This is a genomic window from Nitrospirota bacterium (assembly GCA_016214385.1).
Taxonomy (GTDB): Bacteria; Nitrospirota; Thermodesulfovibrionia; order UBA6902; family JACROP01; genus JACROP01.
On sequence record JACROP010000124.1, the window covers coordinates 15,404 to 29,916 of the forward strand.

Below are 14,513 nucleotides of genomic sequence, written 5' to 3' on the forward strand. Positions count from 1 at the left end.
TTTACAATCAATGAAGAGTCAGGGTATATTTGAATTTCCAAAGGAGGCCTCATCTGTGGAGAAAATACGGGTACTTGAAGAGAAGATAACCAGGGTGATTGATAAGATCAGGGCATTGAGCGAAGAAAAGAAAGCATTAGAGGTGAAGATAAAGACCCTTGAAGATGAGCTTGATAAAAAAGACAATGAGCTGCGTGCCATAAAACAGGATTTAAAGGACATTACTAAATTAAAAGCCGATGTCAGTAAGCTCAGTGAAGAGAGGGAAATTGTCAGAGCTCAGGTTGAAGACCTGCTCAGGGAACTTGAATCAGTGGAACTGGGATAATTTATGGTAATACGCTCCATAGAGGTTCAAATATTAGGGCAGAGCTACTCTATTAAGGGAGATGCGGATGAGGCGTATATAAAGGCGCTGGCCCAGTTTGTGGACGAGAAGCTCAAGGAGGTATACAGGGCCTCTCCGAGCGTCAATCCCCTTAAGGCATCAATTATGGCTTCCCTCAACATAGCTGATGAACTCTTCAAAGTAAGGTTAGAGCAGGAAAGTCTGGATAAGATGATAGAAGAAAAAACAAAGGTCCTCTCTGGCTTGCTTGAATAAGTCAGGATTTTATTATTTTACCATCTTGGGCAACCACAAGGGTTGCCCCTACATCTTTTTTAAATAAGGTGAACATTGGAAGAGATTAATGAACTGATACAGCAGAGGCTCAGGAAACTCCAGGAACTCAAGGCATCTGGCATTGAGCCCTATGGGGGGCCTTTTGATGTCAAAGACAGGGTCGAGGAGGTAGTAAATAAATACGGGCAGAAAAGCAAAGAGGCGCTTGAGACTAACCATGCCCATGACAACTGCACCATAGCAGGCAGGATTGTTGCTTTCAGGAGTTTTGGCAAAGCCTCCTTTGCCCATATCCAGGATTCAACAGGAAAGATGCAGGCTTACTTTAGAAAAGACATCCTCGGCAAAAGTTACGACCTTCTCAAGGAATTAGATATTGGAGACATAATTGGCCTGAGTGGAAGACCTTTCAGGACAAAGACCAATGAGCTTACCATCGAGGTCAGGGGTTTTACTTTGCTTTGCAAATCTCTCAGGCCATTGCCTGAGAAGTGGCATGGCCTGAGAGATATTGAGACCCGCTACAGGCAGCGCTATGTAGATTTGATTGTAAACCCTCAGGTAAGGGACATATTTTTAAAGCGTTATAAATTTATAAAGGCAATCAGAGATTTTTTTGACGGCCGCGGCTTTATAGAGTTTGAAACTCCAATGATGCACCAGATACCAGGTGGTGCGACTGCCAGACCTTTCAAAACGCACCACATGGCTCTGGGTATTGACCTTTATTTGAGAATAGCGCCAGAACTTTATTTAAAGAGGCTACTCGTGGGAGGCTATGAAAGGGTTTATGAGATTAATAAAAACTTCAGAAATGAAGGCATCTCGACCAAACACAACCCTGAGTTCACAATGCTGGAATTTTATATCGCCTATGTTGATTACAAGTATCTGATGGGATTTACAGAGGAGTTGATAACGTTTCTTTGCAGGGAGATTTTAGGCACTCTGACTGTGCCATATGGAGATAGTATTGTTAATTTTACTCCACCATGGCCGAGGCTCACCATGTATGAAGCAATGGAAAGACATGGGGTCGACCCTGCTGTTTTTAAGGATGCAGCAAAGGCAAGAGAGTTTGCTATTAAAAATGGCATTGAGATAGACAGAATGGCAACTCATGCAAAGGTCATTGATGAGATATTTAAAGAAAAAGTGGAGCCGCATCTCATACAGCCAACCTTTATACTGGACTACCCTGTTGAGCTTTCTCCCCTCGCAAAGAGAAAAGAGGACAACACGGAGCTTGTAGAGCGCTTTGAGCTTTTTATCGGAGGCCGAGAGATTGCAAATGCCTTTTCAGAGCTCAATGACCCATCTGACCAGAGAGAGAGGTTCCGCCATCAGATAGAGGCCAAAGAGATGGGCGATGAAGAGGCCCACTGGATGGATGAAGACTTTTTAAGGGCACTTGAATACGGTATGCCTCCTGCAGCAGGAGAGGGGATAGGCATTGACCGCCTGATAATGCTCTTTACAAATGTTCATTCAATACGGGATGTGATACTATTCCCGCAGTTAAAGCCAGAACAATAAAAACAGTGAGCAGTAAACAGTGAACAGTGAACAGAAATCCAAGAAAAACCCGTCACTCGTCTCCGCCCCAGGCAGACGTCACTCGACACTTTCCTTGCCTTATCAGCTTTTTATAGGACTTAGGTATTTAAGGGCCAGGAGGCGGCGCAGGAGTATTTCTGTTAACACTGCGATATCTATTGCAGGGGTTGCCCTCGGTGTGATGGCCCTTATAATAGTGCTTTCCGTGATGAGCGGCTTTCATGAGGACCTGCAGAAAAAGATTTTAGGTGTAAATGCCCACCTCGTTGTCCTGAATTATGGTGGAAAGATAAAGGATTACAAAGCCCTGACAGAAGAGATTGTAAAGGTAAAAGGTGTTAATCATTCCGCGCCTTTTATCTATGGTCAGGCAATGCTCAGCTTTGGCAAAAGGGCCCGCGGCGTTGTTGTGAGGGGCATAGAGCCTGAATTAGAAGTAAGGACTACGGATATACTTAAGAATCTCAAAGAGGGCAGTGTTGATGCACTTACCGAAGATAAAAAGATACCCGGCATAATCCTGGGCAGGGAGCTTTCAAGGAATCTGGGCCTGTTTATTGGCGATGAGGTAAATGTGGTTTCCCCGCTCGGCGATATAGGCCCCCTCGGTATGCTTCCGAAAATGAAAAAGTTTAGAGTGGTTGGTATCTTTGAGGCTGGCATGTTTGAATACGATGCAAACCTCGCATACATTTCTCTTAAGAGTGCCCAGGAGTTTTTTGATATGACGGAAGAGGTCACAGGCATTGAGGTAAGGGTGGATGACCTGTACAGGGTCAAAGAAGTCGCAGAGGAGATACAAAAAGGCCTTGATATTCCTTACTATACAAAGGACTGGATGCAACTCAACAGGAATCTTTTTTCTGCATTAAAGCTCGAGAAAATCGCCATGTTTATAATACTCGTTTTAATAGTGCTTGTGGCAGCCTTTAATATTGTGAGCACACTTGTGATGATTGTTATTGAGAAAGCCAGGGAAATAGCTATTTTGAAAGCCATGGGGGCAACGAGCAAAGGCATTATGACTATATTTATGATACAGGGTCTTGTAATAGGCGTGGTTGGCACAGTATTGGGCCTTATTGGTGGTTATGGAGCCTGTTACCTGCTTGCGACTTATAAGTTTATAAGCCTTCCTGCAGATGTTTATTATCTGAGTCACCTGCCAGTAAAAATGAAGGTGTTTGATTTTGTCATTGTATCTGCTTCAGCTATTCTTATCAGTTTCCTTGCTACCCTGTATCCATCCTGGCAGGCATCGAGGCTGAACCCTGTAGAGCCGTTGAGGTATGAGTAAAACAGTCGTGAGTCGTAAGTCGTAAGTCAACAGTCAGAGAGAAGAGGTAAAGGAGACAAAATAAACCAAGGATGGGGTGAGGGGATTAGATGTTTAAACTTATCCGGAGGCTGATATGCCTGGTTATCATCGCGGCAATAGTGTTTATCAGCCTTGCTCTCTTGAGTGGCGGTGAAAAGTTCAGGTGGTTTGGGGAAAAGTCAGAGGATGCCGGTAAAGTTATAAAAGAAAAGAGTGAAGAGATTGGGGAAAAGGCTGATAAGGTCAGAGAGGGCAGAGAAAAGGCAGAGGAAGTCGTAGAAAAACTCAAAGATAAATTCGAGTGAGAATAATAATTCTGCTGGAAATGATATAGATTAATGCAACCATTTATCAGGATAAGAGGCTTACATAAGTCCTTCACAATTGCAGGGGGATCCCTCGATATTCTAAAGGGCATAGACCTTGATATTAATGAGGGTGAGATGCTTGCTATTATGGGGCCTTCTGGCGTGGGCAAAAGCACTTTCCTGCACATACTCGGTGCACTTGACAGGCCCACAGCAGGAGAGGTCTTTTATGGAGATGTAGACATCACTGGGCTTAAAAATGATACCCTGGCGAATTTTAGAAACAAGGCAGTCGGCTTTGTTTTTCAATTTCACCACCTCCTGCCAGAATTCACAGCCCTGGAAAACACAATGATGCCAGCACTCATAGGTATGGGTTCAAGGGTTCAAGGGTTCAGGGGTTCAAGTTATAAAGAAATCCTAAAAAACGCTGAGGGGCTCCTCGATGAGCTTGGCATATATGAGAGAAGAGACCACAAGCCAGGGGAGCTTTCAGGCGGAGAACAACAGAGAGTTGCTGTTGCACGGGCGCTTATCTTAGCACCAAAGGTTGTCCTTGCTGATGAGCCCACTGGGAATCTCGATACCCACACAGGTGAGGAGCTTTTTGACCTTATGGTCAAGCTTAATAAAAAAGGTATTACTTTTATCGTCGTCACCCATAATGAAACCCTTGCTGAAAGATGTAGCAGGATTGTCAGGATGCTTGATGGAAAGATTGCAGGTTGAAATCTTAAAACCGGAAACTCTCTCCAACTTCTAACGATTATTCTTACAAGGGAGGGGCAATGCCCCTCCCTTAATAAAGAGAGAGCTAAAACTTCATTCCAAATGCAATGCCCAAGGAGTTCTGGTGCATTGAGATTCTTTCGTTACCTGCAGCAACACCAAAGGTATTAAAGAGGCTTGATCCTGTTACCGAGTTTCTGGCTGCGTGCATGTAAGCAATTGTCAGTTCAGAGCTTTTGCCTACCTGATAAGTCAGACCTGCAGTGTAGTGGTTCTGAACCACGCCAGGAGCAATAATATTTAATGTTACGTCTCGCGCTTCGATAGGGTTATCAGTGTGGTTATAGCCTGCACGCAGAGCGAGTTTATCGGTCGCCTGATACTGTAAGCCAAATTTCCATACATTAACATCAGACCAGCCAAACCGTTTCTTAGTTGTTTCATGTCTTTTCTCCCCCCGTCAGTTATTTACTTTGTTTTTTTAAAAATTAAAAAGGTAAAGACATTGTCCTTCTCCTCCATGCCGAGCAGTTCGGAGTTTGTTCTTTTGAGCATTGCGGGAATGTCCGCCTTTGCGCCTTTATCTGTTACCTCAACTAAAAGAACCTGCCCGCTTTCCAAGGAATCCAGCGCTTTCTTTATCTTCACTACGGGCATCGGGCAGTTTAATCCCTTACAGTCCAGAAAGACATTAGCCTCTGATTTGTTCATATTTCTCACCTCCATCTATCACAATCATTCAAATAAACAAATTTATGTTTGCATCAAGGGCAAAATCCAAAAACTCCGCTGCGCCTGCCACTTCAACCCCTTCTATTAAATCCTCCTTTTTTACTCCAGTCATCTCCAGGGTGGGGGCGCATGCAATCATCCTCACGCCTGAGTCCAAACAGAGCTTTAAAAGCTCAGGAATGGTTGGCCAGTTAATCTTCTTAATCATCCCCTTCATCATCATCGTTGCCATAGGTGTCATCCCTGGCAGAACTCCAAGAATGTTTGGGAAGGGAACAGGCGATGGCATCGCAGGGTTTGCAATGGGAGCAACTTTTAGTGAATGGTTTTTCTTTTTGTTTACTATATCCACACCGTATAGTGTGAAAAATATTCCCACCTCTACATCCATTCCAGCCGCGGTAGAAGCAAGGATAAGTGGAGGGTAGGCCATATCAAGGGTTCCTTTTGAGGCAATAATGGCCATCCTTTTCTTTCCATTTTTCATAGTTCCTCCTTTTGTAGTTATCGTAATTTTTAAAAATAGTTTTCATTTTGAAACAATTCACTTAGTAAGACATGTATTGATTGAGCAACTTGAATACCAGGAGAAATGTTTTTTATCAGGTAGGATTAACTTATTGTTTTATATAAAGATATTAGATAAGACAACAGATGGGTATGTTTTAAAGGTGAAACATTTTAAGAGGTGAGCGTTTCAGTCCGTAACGGATATGTTATATTTTTTTAATTTTCTCCAGAGGGTAGTTCTGCTGAGGCCGAGACTGGTTGCTGTTCTGGCTTTGTTACCGTTGTATCTTTTTAGCCGTTTTTCTATAAAGAGTTTCTCGATATCTTCACGGTACCTTGGTTCTTTCTCCATTTCAATTGCTGATAGCTCCTGTACTGAAGTATTTGTTATATACGGCGGTAGAGATTCAAAATCAATCATATTAGTTGTTGAGCGTATATAAGCGTGTTCTATTGTGTTTTCAAGCTCCCTGACATTGCCGGGCCAATCATACTCCATGATGGCTAACATTGCCTTTGGCGAGACCTCTGTAATCTTTTGCCTGTTAGAGAATTTCATTGAGCACTTTTCCAGAAAGTGATTAATGAGCAAGGGGATATCTTCCTTTCTCTCTCTTAGAGAGGGCATTTCTATTGGAACGACACAGAGCCTGTAAAAAAGGTCCTCCCTGAATTTTTTATTTTTTATGTCACACCTCAGGTCTCTGTTTGTAGCGGCTATAACCCTGACATCTACTTTTTTTGTTTCAGTATCGCCAACCCTTTCAAATTCCCTGTCCTGAAGAACCCTCAGGAGCTTTGGCTGGGAAGTAAGGGGCATGTCGCCTATCTCATCGAGGAAGATTGTTCCACCGCTTGCGAGTTCAAACTTTCCTGTTTTATCTTTTATGGCTCCTGTAAAAGCCCCTTTGACATGGCCGAAAAGCTCACTCTCAAAAAGGCCCTCGACTATGGCAGTGCAGTTTACCTTTATAAAAGGTTTATCCCTTCTCTGGCTATTATGGTGGATAGCCCTCGCTATGAGCTCCTTGCCTGTTCCGCTTTCTCCCTGAATGAGAACAGCGCAGTCTGTATCGCTTATTATTTCTATTAACTCAAAGATTTCCTGCATGGTCTTGCTTCTGCCTATGATATTTGAGAACTGATACCTGTCGTTTAACTCCTTCCTAAGGTTCTCTATCTCAGAGGCGTCTTTTATTGTTGCAACCAGCCCGGTAACCTCGCCTGCGTGGTCTCTTAAAAAGGCAGTGCAGATATATACAGGGATTGTATTCCCATTATTGTCCACAATCCTTTCCCTGTACCTGGCTAAACCATAACCATTCTTTAGCGTCCAGGACAAAGGACATTCGCTATTGCAGTTATCACCTTTTAGAACCTCTTTACAAAATAGGCCAAGAATATCCTGTTGTTTCAGTCCTGTAAGTCTTTCAAGCCCTTCGTTAAAGCTCGTTATGCGCATCTCCCTGTCTGTTGTAAACACACCGTCAGCAAGGCTGTTTATAATCGAGTCTATCCTGCTTTTTTCCTGTGTGAGGATGATGTTGTTTTTTTCTAATGACTTTATTACATCAAGAAGAACACTCATTGGCCTGAAGTTTTCTATGATTCCGAGGATGTTGCCGCCTTTATCTTTCAAAGGTGCAATGTTTAGGCAAAGTGGAACAGATGAGCCGTTATTTTTATAAAGATTTATATTGAAGTGAAAAACACTATTGCTATTATTAACAATAGAATCAAGTGGACAATCTTTTGAGCACAGATCACTTTTCATCACCTTGTTACATGGCATTCCCTCCATGGTCTCTTTAGGTATGCCTATGAGTTTTTCAGCCATTTCATTGGTAAAGATAATTTTTCTGTCCAGCCCTATGACTACGATTCCCTCTGCAATACTTTCAAGGATAAAAGGATGGAAGGTGTTTGCGTTTATTTTCATAAAATCAACTTTAAAAAATATGAGAGGAAAGTGTCAACTGTAAACGGGCTGTTGCCCAAACCTCAGATGTCATTCCCGAATGCTTCTATCGGGAATCCAGTCTATGTAAATTCAACAACTTATGGATTCCCACTTTCGTGGGAATGACACAAAAGAACAGCAATTTGGAAGATAAATATTTGGGCAACAGGCCGTAAAGTTTCAAAATGCAACGCCCTGTTGGACTCCCTACTTCTATGGTTATGAAAAAAGTCATGTTCTGTTTTCCCCTTTTATGAGAAGATTGAAGGATGAAAATTTAAAGATGTTAAGATTTTCAATCTCAATATGCATCACCTCTGGGAAGGATTGCATAAACATGGATAATCCTTCTCTCCTGTTCTGGCGTGAATAAGATTCTCCAATCTCCAACTCTCAGACGATAATCACCCTGGAGCTGCCCTGTTAGGGGTTTAACATTGTGATGCAATAAAGGGTTTCCTTCTTCTAATTCCTGTAAAGCTTTCTTGATTCTGCTTCTGGTCTTTTTGTCCTGTTTTAAGTATTGCTTTTCTGCTGTTGGTTTAACTTCAATCTTCCAGTTCACTAAGGGTTTTCCCTTTGATTTTCTTTGTTGCTTCTTCTTTGCCCTTTTTGATCATTGTTACCCATTCAGGATTAGAAAGAAGATCAAGGGTCTCTTTATGCCTCTCAATATACTCATTAATAAGCTCAGAGATTATCTCTTTCATATCCCTTTTTTCTATACTTGCGATAATCTTCAAGGTGTCCCTTTTATCCTCTGGAATACGGATTGTAGCTGTTGACATAATATCACCTCCTAAAACTATTAGTAGTATAAGCGATTAAAGGATTAGTGTCAAGCGAGCGACAGTAGGACGGCCGTCGCGGCTGTTAAAAATCCCCATCCCTTCTTTGGTAAGTGTTAGAGGAATTAGGATTTAATAAAATTTGCTATACTGCTTAGATGGCGAGGGCTTACGATATAATTAAAAAGAAAAGAGACGGTTTAAGTCTCAGCCATGAGGAGCTAAAAACTTTTTTAAATGCCTATCTCAAAGGAGATATTCCTGATTATCAGGTCTCTGCTTTTCTGATGGCTGTGTTTTTTAAAGGCATGACTGCTGAGGAGACAGTTCATCTTACAGATATTATGCTTCACTCTGGCGCTGTCCTCGATTTATCCCAGATACCCGGGCCAAAGATTGATAAACATAGCACAGGCGGTGTTGGAGATAAAGTAAGCCTTATACTTGCTCCCCTTATGGCCTCGGCAGGGGTTATAGTTCCAATGATGTCAGGCAGGGGGCTCGGTCATACAGGAGGGACACTCGATAAGCTTGAGTCAATTCCTGGTTTCAGGGTTAACTTAAGGATTGATGAGTTTAAAGATGTGCTTTCAAAAGTAGGCTGTGCAATGATAGGGCAGACAGATGAGATTGCTCCCCTCGACAGAAGGCTTTACAGCCTTAGGGATGTTACTGCAACAGTAGAGGCAATACCATTAATCGCAAGCAGTATAATGTCAAAAAAACTTGCTGAAGGGCTTGATGGCCTTGTCCTTGATGTAAAGGTTGGCTCAGGAGCCTTTATGAAGACCATGGATAATGCAAGGATGCTTGCGAGGGCCATGGTTAATATTGGAAATTCCATGGGAGTTAAGACTGTGGCTGTAATAACAGACATGAATGAGCCCCTCGGCATGGCTGTAGGGAACTCCCTTGAAGTGAGAGAGGCCATTGATGCATTAAAGGGAGAAGGGCCTGAGGATTTAATGGAAGTTACTTTGACCCTTGGAGCATTTATGCTAAAGATAGCAGAGGAAGTCGGTACGACTCGCAACCGAGTTAGAAGTGAGAAGTTAAAAGTGAAAAGTGAAATGGAAAAAAGTATAAAGGCATATAAAGAAAAACTTTCAGGGTTTATAAAAAATGGCTCTGCCCTGTCAAAATTCAGGGAGCTTATCATCGCCCAGAAAGGGAATCCTCAGGTTATAGATGCACGCTACCTGCCATATTCATGTTTGAGAGGGGATATTTTATCCAGAGGAGAGGGTTATATTCATTCTATGAATGCTGAAGTTGTTGGCCTGTGTTCCATGCTCCTCGGTGCTGGAAGGGAGAGGATAGATTCAATTATAGACCCTGCTGCAGGGATACTCCTCAAGAAAAAGGTTGGAGATTTTGTCAAAAAAGGCGATTTGCTCGCTTATTTTTATGCTGTTGATGAGGATAAAATTAAAGAGGCAGAAGATATGTTTTTAGAAGGCATTTCTCTGGGGGAGACAGCGCCGGATAAGAGAAAGATGGTCTTGGATGTAGTGGAATAAACACAGAGACACAGAGGCACTGAGAGAAAAAGAGCTGAAGTGCTGAAGAAACTTCAGCTCTTCCGAGCTTCAGCTCTAAAGAACTCTGTGGTTTTCTTAATGCATAATGGATTATGAGATGACAGTTCAAGCCTGAATAAGTTCGGATACACATGAGACAAAATAAAGTGCAACTATTCAGCAAATGTTTGAAATAATGCGTCATTCCTGCGGAAGCAGGAATCCAGAAAAAGATATTAAAAAATTGGTTAAAAGGACTGGATTCCCGCCTTCGCGGGAATGACATATAATTATCAACCCTTGAGTTTTAAACGATTTTTGTCTTCTCGTATTTTGTCTCATATGTATTGAACGAGTACAAAGTGTTGACAATTGCTGACATAGCATCTATAATGTCATTATGACTTTATGACACGAGGAGGTTTCAATGACAAAAGTGGTAAGTGTGGCAGAGGCAAAGAAAAGGTTTTCGGAATTGATGGGGCAGGTGCTATATCAGAAAGAGCGTTTTATCATTGAGCGTAAGGGGAAACCTACGGTCGCCCTTGTGAGCATTGAGGATTTAAAGAGGCTTAAAATAAAAGAAGGGAAAAAGAAGGGCTTACTGGCCGCTGTAGGCGCCTGGGGAGAGTTTGAAGGTATTGATGACTTTATCAAGGAACTTTATGAGGCCAGGAAAAAGGCATATGACAGGAAGGTAAGTGTTTCTCTTTGATACTGATGTTTTAAGCAATATTCTAAGGAAAAACCCATCGTCCGACTTATTGCTACGCCTTTCACAGCTTACTCCTGAAGAGCAATTCACAACAACTATAACTGTGGGCGAGCTTGTATATGGCGCCTATAAAAGCAATCGCCCTGAATATTTTCTGGAGAAGCTTGACAGGTTCGTCTGGCCTAATGTAAACATTCTTCCTTTTGACGACGAATCAGCTTACAAATATGGAAAACTCAGGGCTGAAATGGAGAAAAAGGGAAGGGTTGTAATGGAGCCGGACCTCAGGATTGCATCTATTGCCTTAGCCTCCGGTCTCACATTGGTTACAGGAAATATAAAACATTTCTTAAAAATACCAGGGCTAAAGGTCGAAAATTGGATAAGGAAAGAATGACAATTCGTGAGCAGACAGAGGCTATAGAAAGAAAGACACTTCATCCGAAGGCATGTCTTAGTGCAAATAGTAAAGGCAGGGCTAAGAAAGAAAAGGAAGACGAGATAAGGACCTGCTTTCAGAGGGACAGGGACAGGATAATACATTCAAAATCCTTCAGGAGGCTTACACATAAGACACAGGTGTTCCTTGCGCCAAAGGGCGACCATTACAGGACGAGGTTGACTCATACCCTGGAGGTTTCGCAGATTGCCAGAACTATTGCAAGGGCCCTCAGATTAAATGAAGATCTGACAGAGGCTATTTCCCTCGGCCATGACCTCGGCCACACCCCATTCGGACACGCAGGGGAAGAGATTTTGAGAGAGATATACCCCGAGGGCTTTGAACATTATGAGCAGAGCCTGAGGGTTGTGGATGTGCTTGAAAGGAACGGTCAGGGCATTAATCTGACACATGAAGTAAGAAACGGTATTCTGAGACATTCTAAAGGTAAGGGGAATATCTTCTCCTCTGCTAAAGATAAAGCAGAGACTCTTGAAGGGCAGATTGTAAGGGTATCTGATGTAATAGCTTATGTAAACCATGACCTCGATGATGCGATGAGGGCAGGGGTGCTTAAAAAGTCGGATATTCCAAAGGAATTTTTCGAAATCGGCGAGACCCAGGCCAGGAGAATTGATACAATGGTTAAAGATGTGATATACAGCACCATCTCGTCAGATTTAAAAGAGATTAAGATGAGCAGAGGAATGGAGAAAACAACTTATAAGCTAAGGGATTTTCTTTTTAAGACTGTTTATGAGGGCGAGGCAACAAAAAAGGAATTCAAAAAGGCAAAAAAAATTCTCTCTGACCTCTATTATTATTACGTGTTGCATCCTGATGAAGTTCTCAAAGAGATACCGATGGAAGTTATTGCCAGTAAAGAAAGAAGAGTTTGTGATTTTATTGCAGGCATGACTGACAGATTTGCCTTAATGATGTATGAGAAGCTCTTTCTGCCTCAGCCGTGGATGGTATTTTAATGGTCGGGGCGACCCGATTTGAACGGGCGACCACTCGCACCCCAAGCGAGTGCGCTACCAGGCTGCGCCACGCCCCGAAGTTTAGAGTTCATAGCGTTGTGCGTTCATAGCGTTTATGAGACAAAACTCTTGAAACTCCGAACGCTGAACTCAATAAACGCTATAAACTCAATAAACGCTTTAGATGGGTTTTTCGAGGTTTTTCAGTACTTCCCTGAGCCTTTTCTTTATTCGTTCAATTAGCTCTTTTGAATATAGACCTTTTCCAGGCAGGGTTTCCCCGAGCTTTCGTCTAACCCCTGCAATAGTGTATTTTTCCTGATACAGGAGATTCTTTATCTGAAGCACAAGCTCAAGGTCTTTTTTTATATAAACACGCTGGCCAGCACTGTTTTTGCGGGGCTTAAGAAACGGAAATTCAGTTTCCCAGTATCTTAAGATGTATGGCTCAACACCTGCTATCCTGCTGACCTCGCCTATCTTGTAAAATAGTTTGTCTGGGATAGCCTTTTTTTCAGGTAAAGGTTGCATTTTTAACCCTCTATATTTATAGAGCACTTTTAAAAGCGCTCTATTTACCTGATTATCCTTTCTCTACAAGGGCTTTAAACTGGAGGCTGGGTTTAAAGGTGACTACTTTTCTCTGGTCTATCTGGAGCTCCACGCCTGTTTTTGGGTTCCTGCCTTTTCTTGCACCCTTTTTTCTGACAAGAAAAGTGCCAAAACCGGTTATTTTAATTGATTCTCCCTCTGAAAGGATGCCTTTCATTGTCTCAAAAAGCACTTCAACTATTCCTATAGCATCCTTTTTGGAAAGGCCTACCTTTTCATAAATTACATCTGCTAAGTCTGCTTTTGTCATAGTAAATCCCTCCAGACACGAATCCTTTCTGCAATTGGTGTTAAAAATTATTTAAATTATAAAAGGAGATACAGGCGTTGTCAAGAAGAATTAGTTTAACACACGGTGGGTAAGCTATGTAGGAGCCCATGCCTAAATCCCTTAAATGTTAATTTATTGGACAGTTAGCTCTTTTTTTGTGGGTATTTTTTCAGTTTGTGGCTTTAGTGCCATTCTGTTAATCGGCATCTTTACTCTGAAAGTCGTTCCCTTGCCAATTTTAGAGTCCACCTCAATAGTGCCATGGTGTTCTGTTATATGCTGGTGTGAGATAAAAAGGCCAAGCCCGGCGCCCTTATGAATTGTGCTTTTGTGTTTTGTTGTAAAATAGGGATCAAATATCCTCCTGACATCTTCTTTTGGTATGCCTATGCCTGTGTCTATAATCTCTATCTGCACAAAGGGGGTATTGCCCCCATGCTCAATGCGTTTTGTGCGAACAGTTAAGGTGCCTCCCTCGGAATTGAACTCTATGGCATTGCATATAAGGTTAAGAAATACCTGTTTCATCTTCTCGGCGTCCATCCAGACAAGCCTCACAGAGGGGTCATAATCCCTTATAACTAAAATATTTTTCTGCTTGCTTTTCGGTGTGGTCAGGAGGAGCATTTTTTCAATCACATCATGAAGGTTTTCCTCCACAAAGTTCGGCTCTTTTGGCGTTGCAAAGTTTAAAAGCTCATTAATCAGACCATTAATCCTCCCGAATTCCTCAAGTGCAATTTTATAGAAGTCTGTCCTGAATTCAGGGTCATCAAACCTGTGTGGAAGCATCTGGATAAATGTCCCTATAGCTACAAGGGGGTTTCTGACCTCATGGGCGATCCTTGCGGCGAGATTACCGACGATTGAAAGCTGCTCAGTCCGCTGGAGTAATTCTCTGGATTTTTCTATCTCTTTTATGAGTTTTGCATTTTCTATGGCAATGGCTGCTTGATTTGCAAGGGAGGTAAGGAGTTCAATGTCCTCGCTGTTATACATCTCATGGTTTCTCTTTTCGCTCAGGGTAAGAAAGCCCACCTTTTTTTCTTTTATAATGAAGGGTATGCATACATCTGCGCCGAGCTTTTCCATGATACTGTCAAATTTATGATTGTTGTATTCTCCTTTTAGCCATGCCTTTTTCATGCCTGCCATAGTTCCATTCTGTTTTCCTGAACCTGGTCGGCAGGGACAATTTAAAATATCTGCTGCATCTATATGTTTTATATCCTCAATTTTCTCGATATTTCTGTTTATGCCATATGATGCCTGGAGGCTGAAATCGCCATGCTCATTGAGCAGAAAAATAGCAGCCTTTTCAACGCCAAAAGTCTTAACCATAAGGTCTATAAGACCCTTAAGGAGTTTCTCGAGGTCGAGGATTCTTATTATCTCCTTACTGAAGTCAGCAATAGCCTCATAATATTTATATCTGTCTCCGAA

18 protein-coding genes, 1 tRNA gene and 1 pseudogene are annotated in these 14,513 nt (G+C 42.2%); 10 read left to right on the top strand and 10 right to left on the bottom strand.

Annotated features, from left to right (window positions below):
* Nucleotides 1-10 precede the first annotated feature (10 nt).
* The 6 genes from HZC12_07910 (at nucleotide 11) to HZC12_07935 (ending at nucleotide 4,537) form a co-directional block, all read left to right on the top strand.
* Nucleotides 11-328 (top strand): hypothetical protein, encoded by a 318-nt coding sequence (locus HZC12_07910; GenBank protein ID MBI5026629.1) that lies wholly within the window; start codon nucleotides 11-13, stop codon nucleotides 326-328.
* 3 nt (nucleotides 329-331) lie between these two features.
* Nucleotides 332-604, top strand: coding sequence for a cell division protein ZapA (locus tag HZC12_07915; GenBank protein MBI5026630.1), 273 nt, complete (start codon nucleotides 332-334; stop codon nucleotides 602-604).
* Nucleotides 605-679: 75 nt separating this feature from the next.
* Complete coding sequence (gene lysS, locus HZC12_07920) at nucleotides 680-2,161, top strand: lysine--tRNA ligase (GenBank protein MBI5026631.1); 1,482 nt, start codon at nucleotides 680-682, stop codon at nucleotides 2,159-2,161.
* A gap of 94 nt (nucleotides 2,162-2,255) precedes the next feature.
* Nucleotides 2,256-3,479, top strand: a complete 1,224-nt coding sequence (locus HZC12_07925) for a lipoprotein-releasing ABC transporter permease subunit (protein MBI5026632.1) — start codon at nucleotides 2,256-2,258, stop codon at nucleotides 3,477-3,479.
* 89 nt (nucleotides 3,480-3,568) lie between these two features.
* Nucleotides 3,569-3,805, top strand: coding sequence for a hypothetical protein (locus HZC12_07930; GenBank protein ID MBI5026633.1), 237 nt, complete (start codon nucleotides 3,569-3,571; stop codon nucleotides 3,803-3,805).
* A 33-nt stretch (nucleotides 3,806-3,838) separates the two neighbouring features.
* Nucleotides 3,839-4,537, top strand: a complete 699-nt coding sequence (locus tag HZC12_07935) for an ABC transporter ATP-binding protein (GenBank protein ID MBI5026634.1) — start codon at nucleotides 3,839-3,841, stop codon at nucleotides 4,535-4,537.
* An 85-nt stretch (nucleotides 4,538-4,622) separates the two neighbouring features.
* On the opposite strand, the pseudogene HZC12_07940 reads toward HZC12_07935, so the two are convergent.
* The 6 genes and pseudogenes from HZC12_07940 to HZC12_07965 form a co-directional block, all read right to left on the bottom strand.
* Nucleotides 4,623-4,982 (bottom strand): annotated as a pseudogene (locus HZC12_07940) (outer membrane protein transport protein).
* Nucleotides 4,983-5,005: 23 nt separating this feature from the next.
* On the bottom strand, nucleotides 5,006-5,248 hold the full coding sequence (locus tag HZC12_07945; GenBank protein MBI5026635.1) for a sulfurtransferase TusA family protein: 243 nt from the start codon (nucleotides 5,246-5,248) through the stop codon (nucleotides 5,006-5,008).
* Nucleotides 5,249-5,276: 28 nt separating this feature from the next.
* Nucleotides 5,277-5,756, bottom strand: a complete 480-nt coding sequence (locus HZC12_07950; GenBank protein MBI5026636.1) for a DsrE/DsrF/DrsH-like family protein — start codon at nucleotides 5,754-5,756, stop codon at nucleotides 5,277-5,279.
* A 210-nt stretch (nucleotides 5,757-5,966) separates the two neighbouring features.
* Nucleotides 5,967-7,718 (bottom strand): sigma 54-interacting transcriptional regulator, encoded by a 1,752-nt coding sequence (locus tag HZC12_07955; GenBank protein ID MBI5026637.1) that lies wholly within the window; start codon nucleotides 7,716-7,718, stop codon nucleotides 5,967-5,969.
* Between the two features lie 322 nt (nucleotides 7,719-8,040).
* Nucleotides 8,041-8,304, bottom strand: a complete 264-nt coding sequence (locus tag HZC12_07960; protein MBI5026638.1) for a type II toxin-antitoxin system RelE/ParE family toxin — start codon at nucleotides 8,302-8,304, stop codon at nucleotides 8,041-8,043.
* The gene (locus HZC12_07965) at nucleotides 8,288-8,527 is read right to left on the bottom strand and encodes a hypothetical protein (GenBank protein ID MBI5026639.1); all 240 of its coding nucleotides are present in this window, start codon (nucleotides 8,525-8,527) and stop codon (nucleotides 8,288-8,290) included. The genes HZC12_07960 and HZC12_07965 overlap by 17 nt, the downstream gene beginning before the upstream one ends.
* Nucleotides 8,528-8,685: 158 nt before the next feature.
* Here HZC12_07965 and HZC12_07970 point away from each other — a divergent pair, with 158 nt between their 5' ends.
* The 4 genes from HZC12_07970 to HZC12_07985 all read left to right on the top strand — a co-directional run bounded on the left by HZC12_07970 (nucleotide 8,686) and on the right by HZC12_07985 (nucleotide 12,187).
* The gene (locus HZC12_07970) at nucleotides 8,686-10,047 is read left to right on the top strand and encodes a thymidine phosphorylase (protein MBI5026640.1); all 1,362 of its coding nucleotides are present in this window, start codon (nucleotides 8,686-8,688) and stop codon (nucleotides 10,045-10,047) included.
* Nucleotides 10,048-10,474: 427 nt separating this feature from the next.
* Entirely contained in the window at nucleotides 10,475-10,762 is a 288-nt protein-coding gene (locus HZC12_07975) for a type II toxin-antitoxin system Phd/YefM family antitoxin (protein MBI5026641.1), read from the top strand.
* Complete coding sequence (locus HZC12_07980) at nucleotides 10,749-11,159, top strand: type II toxin-antitoxin system VapC family toxin (GenBank protein MBI5026642.1); 411 nt, start codon at nucleotides 10,749-10,751, stop codon at nucleotides 11,157-11,159. Before HZC12_07975 ends, HZC12_07980 begins: the two co-directional genes overlap by 14 nt.
* Complete coding sequence (locus HZC12_07985) at nucleotides 11,156-12,187, top strand: deoxyguanosinetriphosphate triphosphohydrolase (GenBank protein ID MBI5026643.1); 1,032 nt, start codon at nucleotides 11,156-11,158, stop codon at nucleotides 12,185-12,187. Before HZC12_07980 ends, HZC12_07985 begins: the two co-directional genes overlap by 4 nt.
* On the opposite strand, the gene HZC12_07990 is transcribed toward HZC12_07985, so the two are convergent.
* The 4 genes from HZC12_07990 to HZC12_08005 all read right to left on the bottom strand — a co-directional run.
* Nucleotides 12,188-12,264, bottom strand: a tRNA-Pro gene (locus tag HZC12_07990).
* Between the two features lie 103 nt (nucleotides 12,265-12,367).
* Complete coding sequence (locus tag HZC12_07995; protein ID MBI5026644.1) at nucleotides 12,368-12,718, bottom strand: MerR family transcriptional regulator; 351 nt, start codon at nucleotides 12,716-12,718, stop codon at nucleotides 12,368-12,370.
* A 52-nt stretch (nucleotides 12,719-12,770) separates the two neighbouring features.
* Nucleotides 12,771-13,049 carry an integration host factor subunit alpha gene (locus tag HZC12_08000; protein ID MBI5026645.1) on the bottom strand — a complete coding sequence of 93 codons (279 nt, stop codon included), beginning with the start codon at nucleotides 13,047-13,049 and terminating at the stop codon, nucleotides 12,771-12,773.
* Between the two features lie 153 nt (nucleotides 13,050-13,202).
* Nucleotides 13,203-14,513: GAF domain-containing protein (locus HZC12_08005; protein MBI5026646.1), on the bottom strand; the 1,311-nt coding region annotated here is incomplete at its 5' end.